This window comes from Spirosoma panaciterrae DSM 21099, assembly GCF_000374025.1.
Lineage (GTDB): Bacteria > Bacteroidota > Bacteroidia > Cytophagales > Spirosomataceae > Spirosoma > Spirosoma panaciterrae.
In genome coordinates this window covers 38,505-59,701 of record NZ_KB893186.1, presented here as the reverse complement: position 1 = coordinate 59,701, position 21,197 = coordinate 38,505, and the positions used below count along the sequence as shown (strand labels likewise).

Genomic DNA, 21,197 nt, shown 5'->3' with positions numbered 1-21,197 from the left:
GGTTACAACGGGATAGTTTTCGTGAAGTCAATTGGGATTTTATGGTGGCTTATGACAATCAACGTCATTTGAGCGGGTAGTTGCTCCAGCAGAAAAAGGGCAACCTGCTGCCGACTGGCATCCAGAGAAGAGAAGGGTTCATCTAAAATCAGTAAGTCGGGCGCTTGGAAAAGAGCCTGAACCAGTAGCAGCCATTTTAACTGACCCGCCGATAAATTGCGCGTGACCGAATCATAATACGTGTCCAACTGGTTTGGGTACGTGTGAAAGAAATCTAAAAGCCTGTGGTCAGAAAGCCAGCATACGACCTCTTCCCTGTTGGCCGAGAAGTTACCGATGATTTCCCAGAGTGAGCCGCTGTAGCAACGTGGCGGTTCGGTAACCGCAGCCACATGACGCCAGAATGGGGTACGACCATCACTTTGCCGGGGAGCCTTATCGAGCCAGACGGTTGTTTCGGAGTTGGTGTACAGGCCCGTCAGGATTTTCCAGAGTGTGGATTTTCCGCGTCCGTTATGGCCTTGCAGCCACACCTTGTCGCCGGGCTGAATCGCAAGGTCCGGATACTGAATGGTATGCGCCTGATCCTGATAGGAAAAGGTTAGATTTTGAATGTGAGTGGCGGTAAATGGCATAGCCTTTGGGGGCGCTGGCGCAGTTGAGGGGGGCATATCCGACCAATAACGGATTCGTTCCGCACTTTCGCTGGCCTTCTGAAAGGTATATAAAATGGCAAGAACTTCTGCCGTGATTCGCTTGGTTTCCAACAGAATCAGGGTGGCAACAGCCAGATCCGCAGTGGATAGGTCGGCTTTGGTTTGCAGGAACCATAAGCCACCCCAGATGGTAGCCAGTAAGACCGAAGCTACTGCTGTGGCATACATCTGACGATATTGACTCAATTGGGCGGTTAATCGACTGAAACTCGTGAGGTTGCTCCGGAGGCTATCGATGTACTTCGATTCGCTGTGGTACAGACGAAACTGCAACACGTTATCTACATAATTCTGCAGGCGGTCGAGCAGGTTAAGAAAAGCGTCACTGTGTATGCGCTGGTAGCGTTTTACCCACCGATTTACCGTATAGGCAAATCCAAATAGGCATACGGCTATGCCAACCAGGCCACTAATTTCAGCGACTCGATTCTTTGTCAGTAAAGCCCATAGAAGGTAAAGAAGGACAGGGATATTAAATCCAACGTTGACGAAAAGCTCGCGCCAGAACTGAAACAGATGTTCCATGTCAATGATTACCGCTTTGCCAAATACGTTGGTGTGCACCTGTTCCAGATCATTTGTCCGGGTGCCGGAAAACGTATCCAGTACCTTTAACTGCAACTGGCTGGTCGTATAGGCGGCCATCCGGCTGGCTATGAAAGCGGCTGCAAAAGGCAGTACAATCAGCGAAATGCCCCGGATAAATATACCTTTATAACTTTCTTGATGCTGGTTGATCAGCAGATGCAGCACAACGGCCTGCGCGATCCCCGTGGCGAGTAACGCAACAGATTGGCCAGGTTGAAGATGCGTATGCTGTCTCCAGAATCGGATAGTCAATTTCATGAAGCCAGGGAGTTTTCAAGGGCCAGCAGTTGAGTTATCCGTGTACGTAGTGCAGCGTCGTCAGGATAAGCTTTATAAAAGTGAATCAGGCCACCTTCACAGCGCAACGCGTAATTTAGCTCATCGGACGAGAGCGACCAGGGGGCGTCAGCCAGTCGCTGTTTCCAGTTTCCCATCCCATCCAGCGCTGCTTCAGACGGCTGATCAGGCATGCAGGCCCTATCGGCTGATGTAGGGAGCTTTTGATTCATTCGCGTATAAAAATCAATAAGCGAAGATACATGGTCGGTACGTTTATACTGGCTTCGTGTATACTGCAACGTACTGTCTGATAGCTTTTTATAAGCCTCTGGTTGGGCTGACAGGCTTTCGAGCATGGCTCGGTACTGGTATTCGTCCTCTGCCACCAGACCATTGATGTCGGTCTGAATGTGATCGGCTATGTAGCTGTTTTTCAGGACGATCACGGGTTTGCCCATCCATTGGCTTTCGCACATGATTTTGTCGAATGACCCGTAGGAGAGGGTCGTTTGTGGATTACAAAGCAAATGGTAAGGAGCCATATCGGCATACAGATTGGCCGAAAATCCCCTGAAAACAGCATGTTGGGCCATCGCCAGATCGCGTTCAAACAGCGTATCCATGCCGCTCCCCCAAATATCGAATCCATACGAATCGATAGATAAACCCTCGTGCAGGGCAATTAGCTGCGGGTGAGTTTTGAAATAGTTGAGCGTTCCGGCATGAAATAACCGGAAGGTACTAAAATCGGGCGGTGCGGGTGGCGTATCAAGATCAGGGAACCGAATTAAGCTTGGAATGGTGAGCGTTTCGATCCCCGGCCGAAGGGCAGAGGTTGGCGTACGGGGGTGAAGCCGTACCAGGCCATCAGCCGTGGCATACACCCACGGGGGTACAACCTGAGGTAATGTACACCCGTTTACGCGTACGCTAAGGCAAAGACGATGGGGAACCTGTGTGTCGGCTAGTAGCCGGAAAAACCGGAACATAGAGGGGCAATTCCAGTAATGAACCACCGTAACATCGGCCTGACCAACGAGTTTACTGACCAGGATCGGCGACGGGGCCACCAACACTTTTACTCCCACAGCTACCGCTCCAGCCATCAGGTGCGTGCTGATCCCTTTCTCCAGCACAAGAACCGTAGCCGTGAGGTCAGCCCCAAGCTGTCGCATCGTTTTTACTTCTGTCAGAACAACCGGCATTCCGCCCCCATGAGTCATTCTTGGAATGACATAAAGGATCTTCATAAGCATTGCATTAATAGGCTTGCTGTTGTCGCATGATGGTCAACAGTTCGGATCGGTAGCGTTTCTGTTGGGCAATCGACAGATTTTGGTCATGCATACCTTTCTGGAGAAGCGCTTGTGGGACAACTTCATAGGTAAGCCCCTGCCGAATAGCCCGTATAAACCACGCATGGTCAGAAGCTACCATCCATTCTTCGTTGAAAAGTCCGAAGCGATCGAAGACGTCCCGGTTGAACAGGAAGCCGCCGGGCGTCATGGCTACCCATTCGGTTCGGTCGGGATCATTTGATTTGGTTAATAGGGTAGTAACGGCCCGAAGATTCGGGTTTTGACGGAGCAGCGCCAGCTGAAGGGCCAGCTTTTCCGGTTCCCAGACATCATCGGCATCCAGAAAAGCCAGGTAATCACCGCCAGCGGCCAGGATACCTGTGTTGCGGGCATTGGCTATGCCTTTACCTGTCTGGGATATACGTATGATATCCGTCTGTTGCCGTAGCCATTCCATGGTACCATCCTCAGAATTTCCGTCGACAACCAGGATTTCGTCGGGCGTATGAGTTTGACTCCTGACACTGTTCAGGCAGGTTTCAATAAAAGGTCGGGCATTACGACAAATAATAATGGTAGAAAGGACCATGCTGGCTAAATAAGTCGTTGAAAAACGTCTTTACACTTGGTTAATTCAGAATGCGTAATGTACCCTTCCAAATGCGTTAGGATTTGCAGACACCGCTCGGGTTCGTTGAAGGGTTGCAACAAGCTTTCCCAGCCCACCCGGTTCTGATGTTTGGGAATAAATTGGGGGTGTTTATGCAGCAGGGCTAATTTCCGAATGTCCTGATACTGCGTGAAAAGCGTCAAGAGCAGCAGGCTATAATCATACCAGTCCTGAACAGGTCCATGATCCTCCTGCACACGTAACGGGCTTAGGACATAATTGGGATTAAACGCCGGGAAAAGCCCCCGGAGGTTAAACGCGGTTAAGTTCGTGGCTTCTTGATCGAAGCCGATGTTCTGGCATAGGTTAACCGTGGGGGTGATAACGAAACCGTGATGCATACCGATTGTCATGGCCCATTGAAGATCCCAGACCTTATACTGATTCCAGAATCGGTGAATGTATTTATGCCGTTGAAGTTTAGGTCGAAAAGGGTCTGGGTAGCAAGCCTGCATCTGTTTGTCGAATGCCTCGAGCGGCCAATCGGGCTGATATTGATACATGGCCCAGGCGCGTCGCCAGGTTGCCCAGCCCCATATGCTCGAAAATTGACTCACAAAGGCATCGCAGGTGTCTGATTGATACGTGACCAGTCCATTCCAGCCGGTCACCGACATCATTCGGGTGTCAGTCTCATAACGCGCCAGCATGCGTTCACAAAACGTAAAAAATGCCGGCGTCGCCAGAATATCGTCTTCCAGAATGATGGCCCTGTCGCATTCGCTGAAGACCAGATCGAGGCCGCTGGCTACCCGAGGGCCACAGCCTAGATTTTCTGAAGCGTAGATGCGATGAACCTGACACGCCCAGTCAACTTGTTCCGTAATAGCCCGGGCCTGCCGAACGCGCAACGCATCCTCTGCATCTTTTGGTCCATCGGCAATCACATATAGACAAGCGGGCTTGGTGGCCCGAATAGCCTCGAAGGTGCGTCGGGTTTTATTCGGACGATTATAAATAATAAAGACAACAGGTGTTTCCAACAGGCTATTTAACTTGTAGTTAGTAGTAGAACCGAACAGGCAAATGACCTACAGGTTGTCAACTCTGGGAGACAAGTTACTAAATAGGAGCTATTTTTCGGAGCGAATCGACGTATTGCTAAAAAAGCCAGTGGCCAGTAACGTATTATCGAATACGTTACTGGCCACTGGCGGTAAAAAACTACATAACAAAATCGGGTTATGTAGGGGAGTAGAGCGGTATGAATTACAGATCGGCTACTGCTTTCGTGATTTCATCTTTCGTCTTGCCCGTTTTCTGCTGGATTTTGCCCCACATTTCGTCTTCCTGACCTTCCTGATAGGTTAGATCATCGTCGGTGAGGTCGCCATAGGCTTGTTTGATTTTGCCTTTCAGTTCGTTCCAGGAGCCTTTTAATGTAGTCTCGTTCATGATTACCGTGGTTATAACGTTGTAAAATTGAGAGTTTCCTGAGATGTCGGAATCAGTCGATAAGCAATCTGCTCATTACTGATCTCGATAACTCGGATAGTACTGTATAAACTAGGCAGCCTAAGAATTGTTTTGAGCAATGTGTTCAGTGATGCGTTCCGAGTCGATGTTCAGGTGAAAAAGAACCCCTGCACGGGGCGTTGTGAAGCCCAGAAAATAAAGCCCTTTCAAATCGGGTTCATCGAACCAGAGGTTTTTTGGGTAGCCCCGTTCATTGAGAATTTTAGTCGTTATCGATTGATCCAGAAAAGCGGAAAGCCCGGGTCTGTAGCCCGTTGCCAGAATAATCCCGTCGAATGGAAGCTCCCGACCATCGGTAAAGGTGACTGTTTTGGCATGGATGCGTTCGATACCAGATACTACCGTAATTTTTCCCGCTTTGATCTGGTCAATGGTCCCAATATCAATTACGGGGGTTTTCCCACGCCGGTTGTCGTACGTAGGGGCGTGTGCGGGTTTGCCCAACCCGTAGGCCGACATATCGCCAACGGTCAGTTTCTGGGTAAAACCAGCAATCCGATCGCAGAGCCAGTTCGGGAGTTTACTGAGCAGAACAGCCGTCTTCTGTGCTGGCCGACCGAATATATCACGCCGGATAATGTTGATCGGGCTTCGTACGGATATAACCGGAAAGGCTTCATGTTCAAGTAAGTCCAACGCCAGTTCGGCACCCGTATTGCCCATGCCTACGACCAGAACATGCTCGTTTCGAAAAGCAGCCCCGTTTCTGTACTCATGGCTATGCCAGAGGATACCCCGGAAATTGCGCAGACCTGGTAAGTCAGGAATATTGGGGGATCGATTATAACCGGTTGCTACAATCACCTCATCGGCCGTAAACGTATCCGTTTCGGTCTGAACCCGCCAGAGACCATCCGGTGTAGGATTGCGTTGAATACTGACTACTTTCTGATTAAAAAGCGGTTGAATGGAAAACCGCTCGGCGTATTGTTCGAGATACTCAATGAATTCCAGCCGCGAAACGTACGTCGGATAACGGGCCGGAAGCGGCATATGGGGTAAGGCCGAATATTCTTTCACCGTATGCAGATGCAGCCGATCATAGTGGTTTCGCCACGAAAATCCAATATGGTCGCTGGCTTCCAGTAGGGTACAGGAAATACCCTTTTGTGCCAGTCGTCCGGCTATGGCTAATCCAGCCGGGCCGGCACCAATGATAAGCGTAGAGTTGGCCATTTGCTTGGCGTCATCAACGGTCATTCATAGTCTTTTACGTCATGCCCTAACCACCACCAATCGGGTATTGCTGACTGGTAACGACGCGAAGCGAATGACCGCCAATGACAATCAATGACTATTTTATCCGTGTCCAGGTTTGGGTTTTGCCCAGTAGCGAAATACCCACATAGCCGCGAACCAGGAGCGTATTGGGGTCCTGAAGGGTCATTTTGCAGTTGTACTCTTTCCCATCTTCGGGATTGTAAATTTTGCCATCAGCCCATACGTTGCCGCCATCGTACTTGAAATTGTACATCAGGACCATGTTCATTAGTGGACGAGAGCGCTTGGAAGCATCCGTGTTTTTTTCATCGGTGCGGGGCTTGCCCGTTGCCGGATCGGTAGGTTGCCCTAGCCAGACGAGCTTGCCAAAATAGGTGCCCCCCTGTTTATAAATCTGAACATGTCCTTTTTTTGTGCCATTGAGCCAGGTGCCGATCACCGCTTCCGAATCGTCGGCAGGGGTAAACGCAGTGAGACTGAATACCAGTATGGCCAGCGACAGAAGAGAACGCAAAATCTTCATAAGTGCTTAGGAATTGATGAAATCAGTATTTTTTGCTGTACTAACGTAAATATTGCATAAAAATTCTGTACCGGGATTTGTATGAATAAACTGATTTGCCGGATTTTGTTTAACATTGACTCTGGATGATGCTTCAGGCCATTCTTTACAACAAAAATCAAAGCAATCCATAAAATCATACAAATCCCGCCGGGTGGCCGGTGCCATGTAGACTATGTTTCATCGTGACCCCAATCGCAGTTACCCAACCGAAACCGAATCGCGTGTAATTATTCGGTTTCAGGACTGTGATCCTTTGCAACACCTCAACAATGCCAAATACTTCGATTATTACTTTAATGCACGCGAAGACCAGGTTGCTAAACTTTACGATTTCAGTCCTGGACAGTTGTTTCGGGAGTTAAAAACAAGCTGGGTCGTTTACCAGCATCAGATTGCCTACATCCGGCCCGCATTGGTGAGTGAATGGATTCGGATCATGTCCCGGCTCATCTATTTTAATGAAGATACCACCGTTACGGAGTACATCATGACCGACGATGGGAAAACACAGCTCAAAAATGTACTCTGGGTTACGTCGAAATACGTAAGTGTCCTTTCGGGCAAGCGTATTCCGCACGATGAGCGGGTCACCGAACTCCTTCAAACCATTCTGGTTCCCCACATCGATTTCCCGAATCTGAACTTCAACGACCGTATCCGGGATATCAAACATCAGGTGTTGAAGCTATAGGACGCCGACTTCTCTGCCGCCTTCCGTTGCTCTTTTTCTCCCTATCTTCTATGAAACTTCTCAATAATCTTACCTTTCGCGTTCTGATTGCCATCACGTTCGGTATTCTGACAGGCTATTTCTTTCCTGAAACGGCCGCCAAACTCAAGCCCCTGGGCGACCTGTTTATCAGCCTGATCAAGATGGTGATTCCACCCATTATTTTTCTGACCATCGTGTTAGGAATCAGTAACATGGGCGATCTGAAAAAAGTGGGTCGGGTAGGCGGAAAGGCATTGCTCTATTTTGAGATCGTTACAACGGGGGCGCTCGCCATCGGACTGATACTCGCCAACCTGATTCGCCCGGGCGAAGGGGTTCAGACAACGGCTGTGAAAGGAGGAGATATTAGTAAATACGCTGAGCAGGGGGCCGGAATGGACTGGACCGAATTCTTTCTGCACATCGTGCCCAGCAATGCCATCAAAGCCTTTGCCGAGGGCGATATTTTGCAGGTGCTGGTGTTTTCTATCCTTTTCGGTGTTGGGCTTACCCGTATGGGAGAAACCGGAAAACCGCTGATTCAGAGTTTTGAACGGCTTTCAAAAGTGTTTTTCAATATTCTGAGTGTGGTCATGGTACTGGCTCCCCTGGGAGCTTTCGGTGGGATGGCGTTTACTATTGGGAAATACGGTCTGAGCACACTGCTCCCCCTGGCCAAACTCATGGGGACGGTATATGCCACCATGATCCTGTTCATTTTTGTGGTATTGAATCTATTGATGCGTTATTACAAAATCAGCCTGTGGGCCGTATTGACATTTATTAAGGAAGAACTGCTGATCGTTCTCGGTACATCGTCGTCGGAATCAGCCCTGCCACAGATCATGGATAAGCTCGAAACGCTGGGGTGTTCCCGATCGGTGGTGGGCCTGGTGGTTCCGGCGGGCTACTCGTTTAACCTGGATGGAACCACCATTTATCTGGTCATGGCCACCATCTTCCTGGCGCAGGTATTTGGCGTAGACCTTACGCTCGGCCAGGAACTAACCATTATCGGGATTCTGATGGTAACCTCAAAAGGGGCTGCAGGCGTGACAGGCAGCGGGTTTATTGTGCTGGCGAGTACCCTTACGGCCATAAAGGTTATCCCCGTCGAAGGCCTGGCGCTGCTGTTGGGAGTTGATCGGTTTATGTCGGAAGCCCGTTCGATTACCAACATCATCGGGAATACAGTGGCTACGATTTTTATTGCCAACAATGAGAACGAGTTCGATCGGGAAAAATACACTCAGGTGTTGACGCAGCAGAAAAAAGGGAAAGTTGCCGAGTACAACTATTAATAACCTCTACACAGAATCTGTTTGAACCGGATGAAGGTTGAGGCACAGGCCTTTATCAGCCATAGCCGTTGAGGGCTAACCTTTATCTGAAAGATTTTAGCCTTTTTTAGAGAAAAAATTAAACCATTTCGTGGGGAGTTGCTCAAAGGGACAAATACAACCTGAAAACAAGTAACTGCCATGAAAAAAGTACTGTTCACCACCGCTACCCTGATTGCTCTGTTCGCCACTGGTTCGTTTGCCCAGCGCTATGGCTACCCCGATCCGAATGCTCCGCAGCAACCAGGATATAATCAGCCAGGATATGGACAGGGATATGGTCAGCCCAATTACAACTATGATTATGACGACTACCAGTTCGACCGTCACCTGGAGTGGTGGGATCGTGAACTGGGGCTGAATCGTCGGCAGGAGCGCGAAATTCGTCGGATACGGGATCGCTTCAACCAGCAAACTCAGGGCCTTGACCCCCGCAATCCACGCCAGCGGGCATTCTTCCGGGAGGCCCGTCAACGGCAGTTTTTTGATATGATGGCCGTACTTCGGCCCGACCAGCGCGACCAGGTCATGGCTCGTATGCGTCCGTATGAGCGTTCGGCTGGTCGCGGACGAGGGTATAACAATGGCTACGGTAATGGACCCTATGGGTATTGAGTATAGGAAGGGAGTGTTGAAAAAGCCGATCAGTTTGGTCGGCTTTTTTTGTGGGGTAAGGGTGGCAAAAAACGGACCCATCGATTCAGCGCTGCTCCTCATTCCGCTATTCCAGCCCGCACACCGCTCATGCAACATCGCGTTGACAAATGTGTCTTTATTTTGTATTTTTCCCGGAAACTCATTTGGCAAATCTATATGTTTAACCATCAACAGATGAAACTAACGGGCATGTTTCTGGCGGTAAGCGCATCCATTGCGTTTGCTCAGCCATCGCCCCCTCAACCTAAAATGTCGCAGAATCCATTTTTAGTACCCTACACAACCCCTCATCAGACGGCCCCATTCGACAAAATCACCAATGCCGACTACCTGCCAGCCATAAAAGAAGGCATGGTTGAAGGCCGTAAGGATGTAACCGCCATTGTGAATAACCCTGCTAAGCCGACCTTCGACAATACGATCGTTGCCCTTGAACGTTCGGGCGATTTGCTTAGTAAGGTCACCTCGGTACTGTTCAACCTGAATAGTGCCGAAACCACCCCAGAGTTGCAGAAAATCGTGAAGGAAGCTTCGCCCATGCTGAGCGAATACCGAAACGACATAGCCCTGAATGAGAAGCTGTTCGCCCGCGTTAAGGCCGTCTATGACCAACGGGCCAGCCTGAAACTCAATCCAGAAGCGGACATGCTGCTTGAAAAAACGTACAAACGCTTTTCGCGCAATGGGGCCAATCTGGATGAAAAAGCCAAAGAACGCCTACGGGCAATCGATAAAGAACTGTCGCAATTGTCGCTGGAGTTTGGCGAGAATGTACTGAACGAAACCAACGAATACCTGATGCAGGTCACCGACGAGAAAGACCTTGCCGGGTTGCCTGATTATGTTCGGGAAGCCGCTAAAGCGACGGCCAAACAGAAAGGGAAAGAGGGGTGGGTATTTACCTTGCAGGCTCCCAGCTATGGACCGTTCATGCAATATGCCGATAACCGGGAGTTGCGGAAAAAGCTGTTTATGGCCTTCAACAGCCGCAGCTTTCAGGGCAATAAAAACGACAACTCAGCCATCATTGCGAAGATTGTAAACCTTCGTTACGAACGGGCCAACCTGCTGGGTTACAAGACCCACGCTGATTTTGTGCTGGAAGAAAGTATGGCCGGATCGACGGATAAAGTTCAGAGTTTCCTGAATGAGCTGGTAACCTATGCCCGCCCGGCCGCCGAACGTCAGTTGGCCGAATTGACAACCTATGCCAAAGCGCATGGCTTTAACGAGGATAAATTGCAGGCCTGGGATAACAGTTACTATGCTGAGAAACTGAAGAAAGAGAAATACGATCTGGACGACGAAACCCTGAAGCCATATTTCAAACTGGAAAATGTGCTAAACGGAGCATTTACGGTTGCCAACAAACTCTATGGCATCACCTTCAAGGAGCGCAAGGATATTCCGGTCTATAACCCTGAAGTGAAAACCTTCGACGTGTTCGACAAAGACGGGAAATTCCTGGCCGTGTTCTATGGGGATTATTTCCCGCGTCCGGGGAAGCGTAGCGGTGCCTGGATGAACGACGTGCAGGGACAAAAAGTGGAGAATGGAGAAAACATCCGTCCGCATATTGTCAATGTCTGTAACTTCACCCGGCCTACCGAATCCAAGCCTTCGCTGCTGACCTTCTACGAAGTGACTACGCTGTTTCATGAGTTTGGACATGGCCTACACGGCATGCTGGCCAATGGAACCTACGAAAGTCTGAGCGGTACGAGTGTTCCCCGCGACTTCGTAGAACTGCCCTCGCAGGTCATGGAAAACTGGTGTTACGATCCTGAAGCACTAAAGCTCTTTGCCAAACACTACCAAACCGGAGAAGTGATTCCGAACAAACTGATCGAAAAAATTCGGGCCAGTCAGAACTTTCTGGCCGGATTGGCTAACCTGCGTCAGTTACGGTTCGGGCTGGTCGATATGTATTATCACAGTCAGAAACCAACGGGCGAAAGCATTTCGCAGGTAGAAAACAAGATCGACTCGGTAGCTAATCTGTTTCCACATGTAGATGGAGTAGCCTTTAGTCCGGCGTTCTCGCACATTTTTGCGGGAGGCTATTCGGCCGGCTATTACAGCTATAAATGGAGTGAAGTACTGGATGCCGACGCGTTTGAGTTTTTCAAGGAAAAAGGTGGCCTGGAAAATAAAGCAGCTGCCGATAGCTTCCGTAAGAATGTACTGGAAAAAGGCGGTAGTGAAAAACCAATGGAACTTTATAAGAAATTCCGGGGTCGTGAACCATCCCCCAAAGCAATGCTCCGGCGAAGCGGATTGATCCTCTAGCTCATCGGGCGGCCAGTACGGGTCGCCCGTTTTTTTTATTCGCGGGCAGATGGAAGCGGCAGGGCCATGGCTTCCTGGGTGTAGGTGTCGAACAGAAGTAGTCCTTCGTCTGTACCGTTGAGTTGACCGATCAAAATTCCTGACGCGTTCCAGACGGATGATCTCCCGGCACATTCGTCTCCATCGGCCTGACCCACTGAGTTGGCCATCAATACGGGCAGGGAATACGTTTGGGCAATAGCCGCTAATCGGGTCAGGGCTTTATCGATCCCGTTCACGGATTTGACTACACTGGCCAGATAGAGATTGGCGCCACGGTCGGCCGCAGCCTGCGCATGTTGCGGAACGGATAATTCGTAGCAAATGGCCAGCGCTACTGAATGAGTACATACACTTAACTCGGTCAACGGTTGGCCAGGCACAAAATAAGGCTCTTCATCGGCATGTAAATACTGTTTCGAATAAACCTGTCGGGGGGTATCCGGTTGAAAAACAACCAGGCTGATACAAATCCCGTCCGGGACCCTGGTGGGGATTCCAACCGCTATGGTCAGGTTATGCAGTGTACTGCGTTGTTGAAAGACATCCAGCCGGGTATCGTCGGGCGTAGTGGCTAGCTGGCTGGCTTGTGTTGGTTCATAGCCAGTTAGAGAAAGCTCTGGAAAAAGGATCAGGTCGCCGTTGTGCCCAACCGCCAGGTCAATTAGCGTTAGGTGAGCTTCGATATTCTGTGGAATATCGCCCGCTTTTGGTTTTGTTTGGGCTACACAGACGCGCATAGGTCTTTACAAACGATTTTACCCGACATCAAAAAACGAAAGCCGGACGGTGATCCGGCTTTCCAGTTATTTCTCAACACCAGCGGTAACCCGTTCGGCTTTGAATTTATACCAATACTCGATTAAATCGGCTATCAGCCCCGTCCAGCCGGTTTGGTGGCTGGCACCCAGCCCCATACCATTGTCTCCATTAAAGTACTCGTAGAACAGGTAAAGGCCCTGGAAATTAGGGTCATACTGCAACGTTTTGTCTGCTCCATAGGCGGCAATCCGTCCGTTTTCATCCCGTCGGAAAATGTTGATGAGCCGTTCGGTAACATGCATGGCGGCCTCTTTCAGGCTCATGACCTGTCCTGAATTGGTGGGGTATTCCACTTCGAAATCATCCCCATAATACTGGTAAAATTTCAGCAGAGAATCGATCAGGGGAAAGTTGAGCGGGAACCAGATCGGGCCGCGCCAGTTGGAGTTGCCACCAAACATGCTCATTTCCGACTCGGCTGCTACGTAACGGACCTGGAAGATTTCGCTATTCAGTTCAAACTGGTAGGGATTTTTTTCATGGTGTTTCGATAAGGCCCGGATGCCATAGTCCGATAAAAATTCGGTTTCGTCGAACATCCGTTTCAGAATCATCTTCATCCGGTGGCCCCGTAGCAGGCTAAGCAAGTGAGTTTCGCCTTTACCTGGTTCGTGCCAGCGCGATACCAGCGATGCCAGGTCTGGCCGGTTGGTGAGTACCCATTCTACCCGACGTTTGAAATCAGGAAGTTTGGAGAGTAAAGCCTCATCCAGGATTTCGACGGCAAATAAGGGAATCAAACCAACCATCGACCGGATTTTCAGGAGTCGGGCATTATGGTCGGGCATATGCAGGACGTCGTAATAGAACTGATCCACTTCGTCCCAGAGGCTGATATTTTTGCCGCCCAGGTTATTCATGGCGGAGGCAATGTGCAGGAAGTGCTCGAAAAATTTGCTGGCCATATCCTGATAGCTGGGCCGGGTCAGGGAAATTTCGCACGCAATTCGGAGCATATTGAGCGTATACATCGCCATCCAGCCTGTGCCATCGGCCTGTTCGATGCGGCCTCCCATAGGCAACGGCTGACTCCGGTCGAATACACCAATATTATCCAGCCCCAGGAAGCCACCACCGAAGATATTATTGCCAGATACGTCCTTGCGGTTGACCCACCAGGTAAAATTGAGCAGGAGTTTATGGAAAACCCGTTCTAGAAAATTGACATCGCCCACGCCGTTCATGTCCCGGTCGATTTCATACACTTTCCAGGTTGCCCAGGCATGTACAGGTGGGTTCACATCACTGAAATTCCATTCGTAAGCCGGAATTTGTCCGTTGGGGTGCATATAGTACTCCCGCAGAATAACCGCTAGCTGGCGTTTGGCAAAGTGGGGGTCCAGTCGGGCCAGCGTGAGTGTATGGAAGGCCAGATCCCAGGCCGCAAACCAGGGATATTCCCACTTGTCGGGCATGGAGAGAATGTTGGCGGTGTACATATGCCGCCACGTCTCGTTGCGGGCATACACACGACCCTGAAACGGTACGGGCATTTTGGGGTCGCCCTTGAGCCACTCATTGACGTTGTAGTAGTAAAACTGCTTGTTCCAGAGCATCCCCGCATACGCCTGCCGTTGAATGGCCTGCAATTCGGTATCCTTTACATTTTTCTGCAGTTCGGCAAAAAAAGCGTCGGCTTCCTCCAGTCTTTTGCTCCAGATCGAATCAAAATCAGCGAAAGGCTGAGTCAGGTGGGTCTGATCGCTAAAGCGAAGACGGATCTGAACATGTCCACCCGCCGGAACCTTCCGGGTGTATTGGGCCGATGCTTTGGTCCCGATCTGATTGGGATTGATAAATCCTTTTTTACCCCCCGAAACAATGTAATTATTGATGCCATCTTTCGGGTATTTCGCCACATTGGGTCGGCCATACAGCCGTTCGGTATTCGTGTCGTTATCACAAAAAAGCAGGGCATCGGCCTCTTCGCAGTAAAGTTTGTACTTACCCAACTGCTTATGATTGACCTCGATCTGGTTGTTGGCAATGCCGTTCAGCATGGGCCGGGTGTTGTACTGTTCGTATCCCCACGCCCAGGTATTCCGAAACCAGATGGTTGGCAAAAGCGTCAGCGGAGCCTCTCTTTCGGATCGGTTATGCGCCGTTACAGTGACCAGCCAATCGTTTTGATCGGCTTTGGCATACTCAACAAAAATATCGAAGTATTCATTTTTGTCGAATATCCCGGTATCGGTTAACTCAAACTCGGGGGCCTGCCGGTCCCGGCGCATGGTTTCGATAATCAGTCGATTGTAAGGGTATTCCTGCTGGGGGTATTTGTACAGCATTTTCATGTACGAGTGGGTAGGGGTGCTGTCCAGATAATAATACAGCTCCTTTACGTCTTCGCCATGATTGCCTTCCGGTCCGGTAAGGCCAAACATCCGTTCTTTCAGGATGTTATCTTTATGGTTCCAGAACGCCAGCGCAAAGCAAATGTGCCCTTTGTTATCTGAAATACCACCGATGCCTTCTTCTCCCCATCGGTAGGCTCGTGAGCGAGCCATGTCGTGCGACACAAAATTCCAGGCATCGCCATACGGACTATAATCTTCGCGAACCGTACCCCAGGCACGTTCAGAAAGATAAGGTCCCCATTTTTTCCAGCCTTTGTTATCGGCTCGTTCGTAAATGCGTTCGCGTTCGGCAGTAGGCATAGTCAGGTCGTCAGAATGTTCACCCTTGTGGTGGGTACATAAACGTCACGGTAGATATAAGCGTCAAATATAGTATGCGTGCCGAGTATATGGTAGAAAAATTTTGTAATCGTTGACTCGACTTTCGGGTAGTCCGGCTTTCTGAATCAGGTACATACAAATTGGTTAAACGGGTAATATGCCTACAATTTGGTAGTCATATAGTCGGTAAAGCAAGCAAAAATCTAATTTTTAGACGTAAAAAACGCCAAATTTGTCACATACTACCAGGTAAGTGGGTTTGGTTCGTGCGATTTGGTAACCAACCGTCTGAAGAAGATGTTTGACCCTTCCTGCATCAGGTGGAGGAAGGGTCGAGTAGCGGTCTGGACTGTGAAACGCCGGTATGATATTCCTGGCGTATATTTGGGTCATCGAAACCCTGGTCAAATGAACCCTCAACCCAATAATCCGTTGCACGGCAAAACCCTGGAAGCCATTTTAACCGAGCTGGTAAGCTACTACGGTTGGGAGCGATTGGGGCGTAAAATCAGGATTAACTGTTTTGTCAACAATCCCAGTATCAAATCCAGCCTGACGTTTTTACGGAAAACCGACTGGGCCAGAAAACAGGTAGAAGACCTGTATCTGCAATGGATGGACCGCTGATAGCGCTTGGGCTATTCAGCCGTTAATTTGAGAATATCCTGGAGCAGCGCGTCGGTCATACTGGGTCGTTTGGCATTATCGTCCACGATTTGCCCATTCTTGTTGATCAGGATGTAGCGGGGAATACTCTGAATCCCGAAATATTGAACCGTTCGCGATTTCCAGCCGCCTGTCGACAGCCCATGCTCACCCTGAAGCTGGAGGCTGTTAAGGGCGCGTTTCCAGATGTCTTCGTTATCGTCGATCGACAGATAAAGGAAAACGATCTGTTCTTTCTGTTTTTTGGTCAGGCGTTCCTGAAGCTGTTTTGAGAAAGGAAATTCGGCCCGACAGGGGCCACACCAACTGGCCCACACATCCAGATAAACAACTTTACCTTTAAACTCATCGAGGGTTACGGGCTCACCCGCCTGGTTGACAAACGAAAAGGTGTTGGGACTGATGGACTTTTTTTTCGCGGCTGCCACTACAGGCTCATCTTTCCGGGCCATTACCTCTCCGCAACGGGCTTTTACGGCATTGGCATAGCCTGCCGAATTGGGGGTAGCATTGAGCAGGGTAAATACGTCCCGTACCGAAGACGGGGTTGCCTTCTCGCAGTTTTCGACCAGCAGGCGGGCCAGCGCATACTGATAAGGCTTACCTGTTAAATGCTGACGAGCAAACGACGCTTTATCCGGCAGGCTGGTTTGTATATCGGTCGTGGTGTATTTGACGAAGTTCCGGGCTTTGGCATTAAAATAGGTGATGTAATAAAACAGAAAGTTCTGGTAGGATTCGGCGGGCAAAGCGGCTTCATCGTTGATATTAAGACCCGCCAGTTCCTCGATCATAACGGAGGGGAGCGCGTTCAGACTAGCCAGACTGGTCTGGGCATTGCCACGGATTACTGGATAAGCCAGCAACAAATGCCAGTAATTCCAGCGAATGCTGGCTTCGGCATACTGCCGGAAGGCGGTCGAAAATTGATCGGCCTGCGGATAAGCTTTATAAAAAGCCAACTGCGCTTTACGGGCGTCGAACAGGTTCATTTCCCAAACGTCGATTCCCGTAGCCTGTAATTTGGCATACTGACTGGTGGCATCAAAATCGGCTTTAAATTTGGTTGCGAATGCCGTCAGAAACTCTTTTTCAACGGGGTTGGTAAACAGGGATTCCGGTTGCGGGCCCTGATAGAGTGGCTGCGCAAAGCTGTAACGCAATCCCAGAAAGAACAGAAAGAGTGTAAAACGATATCGGTTCATCTACTTCGGCAGGATTAAATGGAACAGATCACAAATGGGTAGAAGGCGTATACGCTGTGTCCATCCCAACATTCATAACGATTTGCAATCTGTCAAGCACAGGCAAACTTCATTCCAGAATCAGTCTTTTACAGCCGCCAGCACACGTTTAATTAATTCGTTCGGGTTTCCATTATGCCATCGCCAGACAATCACAATGTCGTGTTCCGGATCGATCCAAATGGTATTGGAACCGGCGCCGATGGCGGCAAAGCTCGTAGCAGGCGCATCGGGCCAGGCTTTTTTACCTGTGGAGCTGGTGCCGGTATTGAGCCACCACAGATACCCATAATCAGGGCCGTAGGGGCTGGGCGTAGTAGCCTGCTTAACCCAGTTCGATGAAACGATCTGCCGATTGGCCCAGCGACCCTGGCGGAGAAACAGGTAGCCGAACCGGGCTTCGTCGCGGGTGTTGATCCAGAGGCCGCCCCCCCAGCGAGTACCACCGCTCACGGAAGGCAACCGTTTGCCGTCGACCTCGGCCACTGCATTTGGGTAAGGAACGTATTGCCAGGAATCGGAAGCCCCGATTGGATTCATAATCTCATCCCGGATAACCTCAGGAATTGGCTTTTTCCAGAGCCGTAGCAGCGACAGAGCCAGCCGATTGATCCGAACATCATTGTACTCATAGTAAGTGCCCGGCTTCTGGAGGGTGCGCGGCTTGCGCTCCCCTTTACCAAATGCCTCTTTGCCCACAAAATCGCTGTTTTTTCCCCACAGACTGCCTTCCCACTCGCTGGTTTGGGTGAGGTGATTCTCCCAGGTGATCGCCTTGTTCTGCTCAGAGTCATACCCACCGTCGTGAATGAGCTTGCCTACCGGATCGTGGATGTCTGGAATCATACCCCGTTCAATCGTAATACCCGCTACGGTCGATAGCACGCTTTTGGCAACACTATAGGTAGGGTCAGGGCGTTGGGTATCGCCCCATTCAGCAACGATGTAACCATGCCGGAGTATGATCCCGTTGGTAGCTGCCCGGCTGTCCGGCATTGGCCTGAGCAATTTGCCGAAAATTTCTTCCTGAGTTGAAAAGTTGGGGGTCATCTGGGTTGTTTCCATCGTTTTGGCGAAAGCAACCGCCTGCTCCAGCCGGTCGGCATCCATGCCTACTTTTTCGGGAGCGCGATGTTCCCAGTTGCCCCTGGAAGGATAGTAGGCGGATTGGGTTGCTGGGGGGCGATGACAGGCTACAAGACTGGGTAGTACCAGAATAAGGAGGGCTTTTTTTCGGAAATAAGGAAATCGCATACAGGAAAATGGGTAGAGCGTTGATGAGGTACGGGTTAAAAAAGCGCGCGTCCAAAAGGCATTAAAGATAAAGCGGAATCCTGAACAACGATGCATTTGTGGACGTTGGTCGCCCACACAGGCCAGTGGGTGCATAAAAAACGTCTCGCTGGTTCTCAGCGAGACGTTTCATGAAATGAGTTTTGAGCGGTTAGCGCCGGGCCGGACGAAGAACCGTAAACTGTTGCTGAAGCAGATAATACCCGCCAAACAGAACCGTGTTGAAAAACAGGTCGCCAAACACACCGTTCAAAAAGAACGAACTACCGTCGTAGAAAGCCAGTCCGGCTGCGTAGCAGCTCATCAGACCCGGCATGGTTTGGGGATAGTAGGTACTACCATACCAGACAGCAAAGTTAGTAATCAGAAAAAACAGGATCGACGACGTTACGGAAGCAACCGCAATGCGACTGACCGCCGGTTGTTGGGTTTCTGTTCCCCGACCTACCCATAGACCCAACAGCCAGGTCAGTAGAAAACTGGTGTAGACCGCTCCCATGCTCCCGTGAAAACCGATGAGCGCGTCGCTCAGTAACATGGCAACCAGCGGAACGACCAGCCCCAGCCATTTCCGCTCAAAAGTTGCCGCACCGAAAAGGGCGACGGCTGCTACTGGCGTAAAATTTGGCCAGTGAGGCAGCAAGCGGAACAAGGCAGTTGTAAGAACAAGGACCGAAAGGGTAGTCAGTCGAATCTGGAGCGGCTTCATCAGCGTATAATCAGCGATTAATGATCGAATGCAAACATACCGGCATTAGGCCAAACGGCCCTATTTTACCGGATGCTTGCAAAGGTAACGCCAAAACGGATACGATGACGCGTTGCTTTAAAAGAAGGGATGGGGCAAACAGGCGGTAGGGGTGTAGGCAGACCCGTAGAAAGACGAAGCGATGCCCCGAAACCGTAGACGCTCAAAACCGTTTTATAGAGCGTACAAACTGGCTCTCAATTCACCATGACAACCCTACTGCTGACCGACATTAACTGGCATGAGATGTTTGTGCCTGGTATGTCGCTCTGGGAAATTATCATCCGGGGTACGCTGACCTACTGGTTTTGCTTCCTGTATATCCGCTTTTTCCGACGTGGGGCGGGCCAATTAGGAATTAGTGATTTGCTGTTGATTACTCTGATTTCCGACGCTGCTCAGAACGCTATGGCCGGAGACTATACATCCGTTACGGAAGGGTTCATCCTGGTTGGGAGCCTGGTTTTGTGGGATTATGCCATCAACTGGCTGGGGTATCGGTCGGTTTTCTTTTCAAAAATAGGCGAACCGGACCCCGTATTGTTGGTAAAAGATGGGGTTATGCTGCGGCAGAATATGAAAAAAGAACTCATTACCGCATCGGAACTACTTGGTATGCTACGGGAGCAGGGGGTTGAGCAAATCTATGAAGTGAAGTCCTGTTATATGGAAAGCAGTGGAAATATCAGTGTGATTAAAAAGTGAAATTACCATTCATCCGCCTTTTTGTCCATCTATCATTAAAATGGATTATTTACATATATTTAGATAGTTGTCTAAATGATTAATTAGATATTTGTCTAATTATATAATCGACTGCTGATGAATCACCTGTTTAAAGCCCTGAATGACCCCACTCGCCGACAGATACTGGACCTGTTGCGCGGGGGAGACCTGAATGCCGGAGAAATTGCCGAGCGGTTCGACATGACCAAGCCCAGTATATCCCACCATCTCGATCTGCTGCGGCAAGCGGGTTTGGTCGAGGCCACTAAGCAGGGGCAGTTTGTGAATTATTCCTTGAACACGACGGTAATGGATGAATTGCTGGCCTGGTTGCTCAGTTTTCAAAAAGCGCCTGAGGCTGAGAAAACGCCAGTTAAACATACTCCCTGAATCAATTTCTATACGACACGTTAACCCCCTTTGATGACCATGAAACCAACTTCAACCTCCACTGAACTTCTGATGGTCGGGACTTTATTGGCCCCCTTCGTCTATCTGGCTATGATCTGGAACCAGCTTCCGGCTCAGGTGATTACCCACTATGATTTTGCCGGTCATCCCAATGGTTCGATGCCGAAGGAAACCGCAGCGGCCGTGATGGGCGCTTTGTCACTGGTTCTTTATCTAGCCCTTCGTTTCTTACCACGAATTGATCCCAAAGGGCATCTGCAAACGGCGAATTATGAGAAACTGCGGTTTGTGGTGATGCTATCCCTTGCCACCATCGTAGGCTGGATGTGGTATACGGCTCAGCATAAAGTGGCGCAGCAATCAGCTCTGATTCCTCTGTTTGCCATTCTGGGGGTTATGCTGGCAGGTATCGGGAACTACATCACCACCGTAAAACCAAACTGGGTTGTGGGTATACGTACCCCCTGGACTTTGGAAAACGAGACGGTCTGGCGGAAAACACATCGGATGGGTGGCCGCCTGATGGTTGTGGGTGGTTTGCTGAGTGCCGTATTAGCGCTGGTGCTTCCTATGCCTTGTGGTCTGTGGGTCGTTACCGGAATCACTCTGCTGGCATCACTTATCCCGGTAGTGTATTCGTATATCTACTATCGTCAGGAAAAAAGCCATCAGTTGAACTAAGGCTGCCGAAAAGTGATTAGCAGCCAACGTTTATTACCTGGCCATTCCATAATGTATTTGTTCACCCTATCCAGAAGT

The 21,197-nt window shown here is 49.9% G+C and carries 20 protein-coding genes; 8 read left to right on the top strand and 12 right to left on the bottom strand.

The genetic code is table 11. From position 1 onward, the window contains the following. Positions 1 to 2 precede the first annotated feature (2 nt). The 7 genes from B153_RS0116905 to B153_RS0116875 form a co-directional block, all read right to left on the bottom strand. Positions 3 to 1,562 (bottom strand): ATP-binding cassette domain-containing protein, encoded by a 1,560-nt coding sequence (locus B153_RS0116905; protein WP_020597919.1) that lies wholly within the window; start codon positions 1,560 to 1,562, stop codon positions 3 to 5. Then, positions 1,559 to 2,833, bottom strand: coding sequence for a glycosyltransferase family protein (locus tag B153_RS0116900; protein WP_157634730.1), 1,275 nt, complete (start codon positions 2,831 to 2,833; stop codon positions 1,559 to 1,561). The genes B153_RS0116905 and B153_RS0116900 overlap by 4 nt, the downstream gene beginning before the upstream one ends. 10 nt (positions 2,834 to 2,843) lie before the next feature. Beyond that, positions 2,844 to 3,470, bottom strand: coding sequence for a glycosyltransferase family A protein (locus B153_RS36735; protein ID WP_020597917.1), 627 nt, complete (start codon positions 3,468 to 3,470; stop codon positions 2,844 to 2,846). Between the two features lie 5 nt (positions 3,471 to 3,475). Beyond that, positions 3,476 to 4,534, bottom strand: coding sequence for a hypothetical protein (locus B153_RS36730; RefSeq protein WP_020597916.1), 1,059 nt, complete (start codon positions 4,532 to 4,534; stop codon positions 3,476 to 3,478). Between the two features lie 226 nt (positions 4,535 to 4,760). After that, a complete protein-coding gene (locus B153_RS0116885) occupies positions 4,761 to 4,946 on the bottom strand; it encodes a CsbD family protein (protein WP_020597915.1) in 186 nt (61 codons plus the stop codon). A gap of 120 nt (positions 4,947 to 5,066) precedes the next feature. Beyond that, the gene (locus B153_RS0116880) at positions 5,067 to 6,227 is read right to left on the bottom strand and encodes a flavin-containing monooxygenase (protein WP_020597914.1); all 1,161 of its coding nucleotides are present in this window, start codon (positions 6,225 to 6,227) and stop codon (positions 5,067 to 5,069) included. Positions 6,228 to 6,321: 94 nt separating this feature from the next. Further along, complete coding sequence (locus tag B153_RS0116875; RefSeq protein ID WP_020597913.1) at positions 6,322 to 6,771, bottom strand: DUF2147 domain-containing protein; 450 nt, start codon at positions 6,769 to 6,771, stop codon at positions 6,322 to 6,324. Between the two features lie 214 nt (positions 6,772 to 6,985). On the opposite strand from B153_RS0116875, the gene B153_RS0116865 reads away from it, so the two are divergent. The 4 genes from B153_RS0116865 to B153_RS0116845 all read left to right on the top strand — a co-directional run bounded on the left by B153_RS0116865 (position 6,986) and on the right by B153_RS0116845 (position 11,811). Beyond that, on the top strand, positions 6,986 to 7,504 hold the full coding sequence (locus tag B153_RS0116865) for an acyl-CoA thioesterase (protein ID WP_020597911.1): 519 nt from the start codon (positions 6,986 to 6,988) through the stop codon (positions 7,502 to 7,504). A gap of 50 nt (positions 7,505 to 7,554) precedes the next feature. Further along, positions 7,555 to 8,826 carry a dicarboxylate/amino acid:cation symporter gene (locus B153_RS0116860; RefSeq protein WP_020597910.1) on the top strand — a complete coding sequence of 424 codons (1,272 nt, stop codon included), beginning with the start codon at positions 7,555 to 7,557 and terminating at the stop codon, positions 8,824 to 8,826. Positions 8,827 to 9,006: 180 nt separating this feature from the next. Beyond that, positions 9,007 to 9,480: a hypothetical protein gene (locus B153_RS0116850; protein ID WP_020597908.1), complete on the top strand. Its 474-nt coding sequence runs from the start codon at positions 9,007 to 9,009 to the stop codon at positions 9,478 to 9,480. 231 nt (positions 9,481 to 9,711) lie between these two features. Next, positions 9,712 to 11,811 carry a M3 family metallopeptidase gene (locus tag B153_RS0116845; protein WP_051097302.1) on the top strand — a complete coding sequence of 700 codons (2,100 nt, stop codon included), beginning with the start codon at positions 9,712 to 9,714 and terminating at the stop codon, positions 11,809 to 11,811. A 35-nt stretch (positions 11,812 to 11,846) separates the two neighbouring features. Here B153_RS0116845 and B153_RS0116840 read toward each other — a convergent pair whose 3' ends face one another. Together B153_RS0116840 and B153_RS0116835 are read right to left on the bottom strand one after the other, a co-directional pair. Further along, a complete protein-coding gene (locus B153_RS0116840) occupies positions 11,847 to 12,590 on the bottom strand; it encodes a carbon-nitrogen hydrolase family protein (protein WP_020597906.1) in 744 nt (247 codons plus the stop codon). Positions 12,591 to 12,656: 66 nt separating this feature from the next. Continuing rightward, on the bottom strand, positions 12,657 to 15,329 hold the full coding sequence (locus B153_RS0116835) for an MGH1-like glycoside hydrolase domain-containing protein (RefSeq protein WP_020597905.1): 2,673 nt from the start codon (positions 15,327 to 15,329) through the stop codon (positions 12,657 to 12,659). A 429-nt stretch (positions 15,330 to 15,758) separates the two neighbouring features. Between B153_RS0116835 and B153_RS0116825 the strand changes: the two genes are divergently transcribed. After that, positions 15,759 to 15,977 carry a VF530 family protein gene (locus tag B153_RS0116825; RefSeq protein ID WP_020597903.1) on the top strand — a complete coding sequence of 73 codons (219 nt, stop codon included), beginning with the start codon at positions 15,759 to 15,761 and terminating at the stop codon, positions 15,975 to 15,977. A gap of 11 nt (positions 15,978 to 15,988) precedes the next feature. Here B153_RS0116825 and B153_RS0116820 read toward each other — a convergent pair whose 3' ends face one another. The 3 genes from B153_RS0116820 to B153_RS0116810 form a co-directional block, all read right to left on the bottom strand. After that, entirely contained in the window at positions 15,989 to 17,221 is a 1,233-nt protein-coding gene (locus tag B153_RS0116820) for a TlpA family protein disulfide reductase (protein ID WP_020597902.1), read from the bottom strand. Positions 17,222 to 17,341: 120 nt separating this feature from the next. Then, the gene (locus B153_RS0116815) at positions 17,342 to 18,514 is read right to left on the bottom strand and encodes a serine hydrolase domain-containing protein (protein ID WP_020597901.1); all 1,173 of its coding nucleotides are present in this window, start codon (positions 18,512 to 18,514) and stop codon (positions 17,342 to 17,344) included. Positions 18,515 to 18,704: 190 nt separating this feature from the next. Then, complete coding sequence (locus B153_RS0116810; protein WP_020597900.1) at positions 18,705 to 19,262, bottom strand: DUF6580 family putative transport protein; 558 nt, start codon at positions 19,260 to 19,262, stop codon at positions 18,705 to 18,707. A 246-nt stretch (positions 19,263 to 19,508) separates the two neighbouring features. Between B153_RS0116810 and B153_RS0116805 the strand changes: the two genes are divergently transcribed. From B153_RS0116805 to B153_RS0116795, 3 genes are all read left to right on the top strand, one after another. Beyond that, on the top strand, positions 19,509 to 20,006 hold the full coding sequence (locus B153_RS0116805) for a DUF421 domain-containing protein (RefSeq protein ID WP_020597899.1): 498 nt from the start codon (positions 19,509 to 19,511) through the stop codon (positions 20,004 to 20,006). A gap of 117 nt (positions 20,007 to 20,123) precedes the next feature. Next, complete coding sequence (locus tag B153_RS0116800) at positions 20,124 to 20,417, top strand: autorepressor SdpR family transcription factor (RefSeq protein ID WP_020597898.1); 294 nt, start codon at positions 20,124 to 20,126, stop codon at positions 20,415 to 20,417. A gap of 39 nt (positions 20,418 to 20,456) precedes the next feature. Further along, positions 20,457 to 21,119, top strand: a complete 663-nt coding sequence (locus B153_RS0116795) for an SdpI family protein (protein WP_026262222.1) — start codon at positions 20,457 to 20,459, stop codon at positions 21,117 to 21,119. Positions 21,120 to 21,197: the final 78 nt, after the last annotated feature.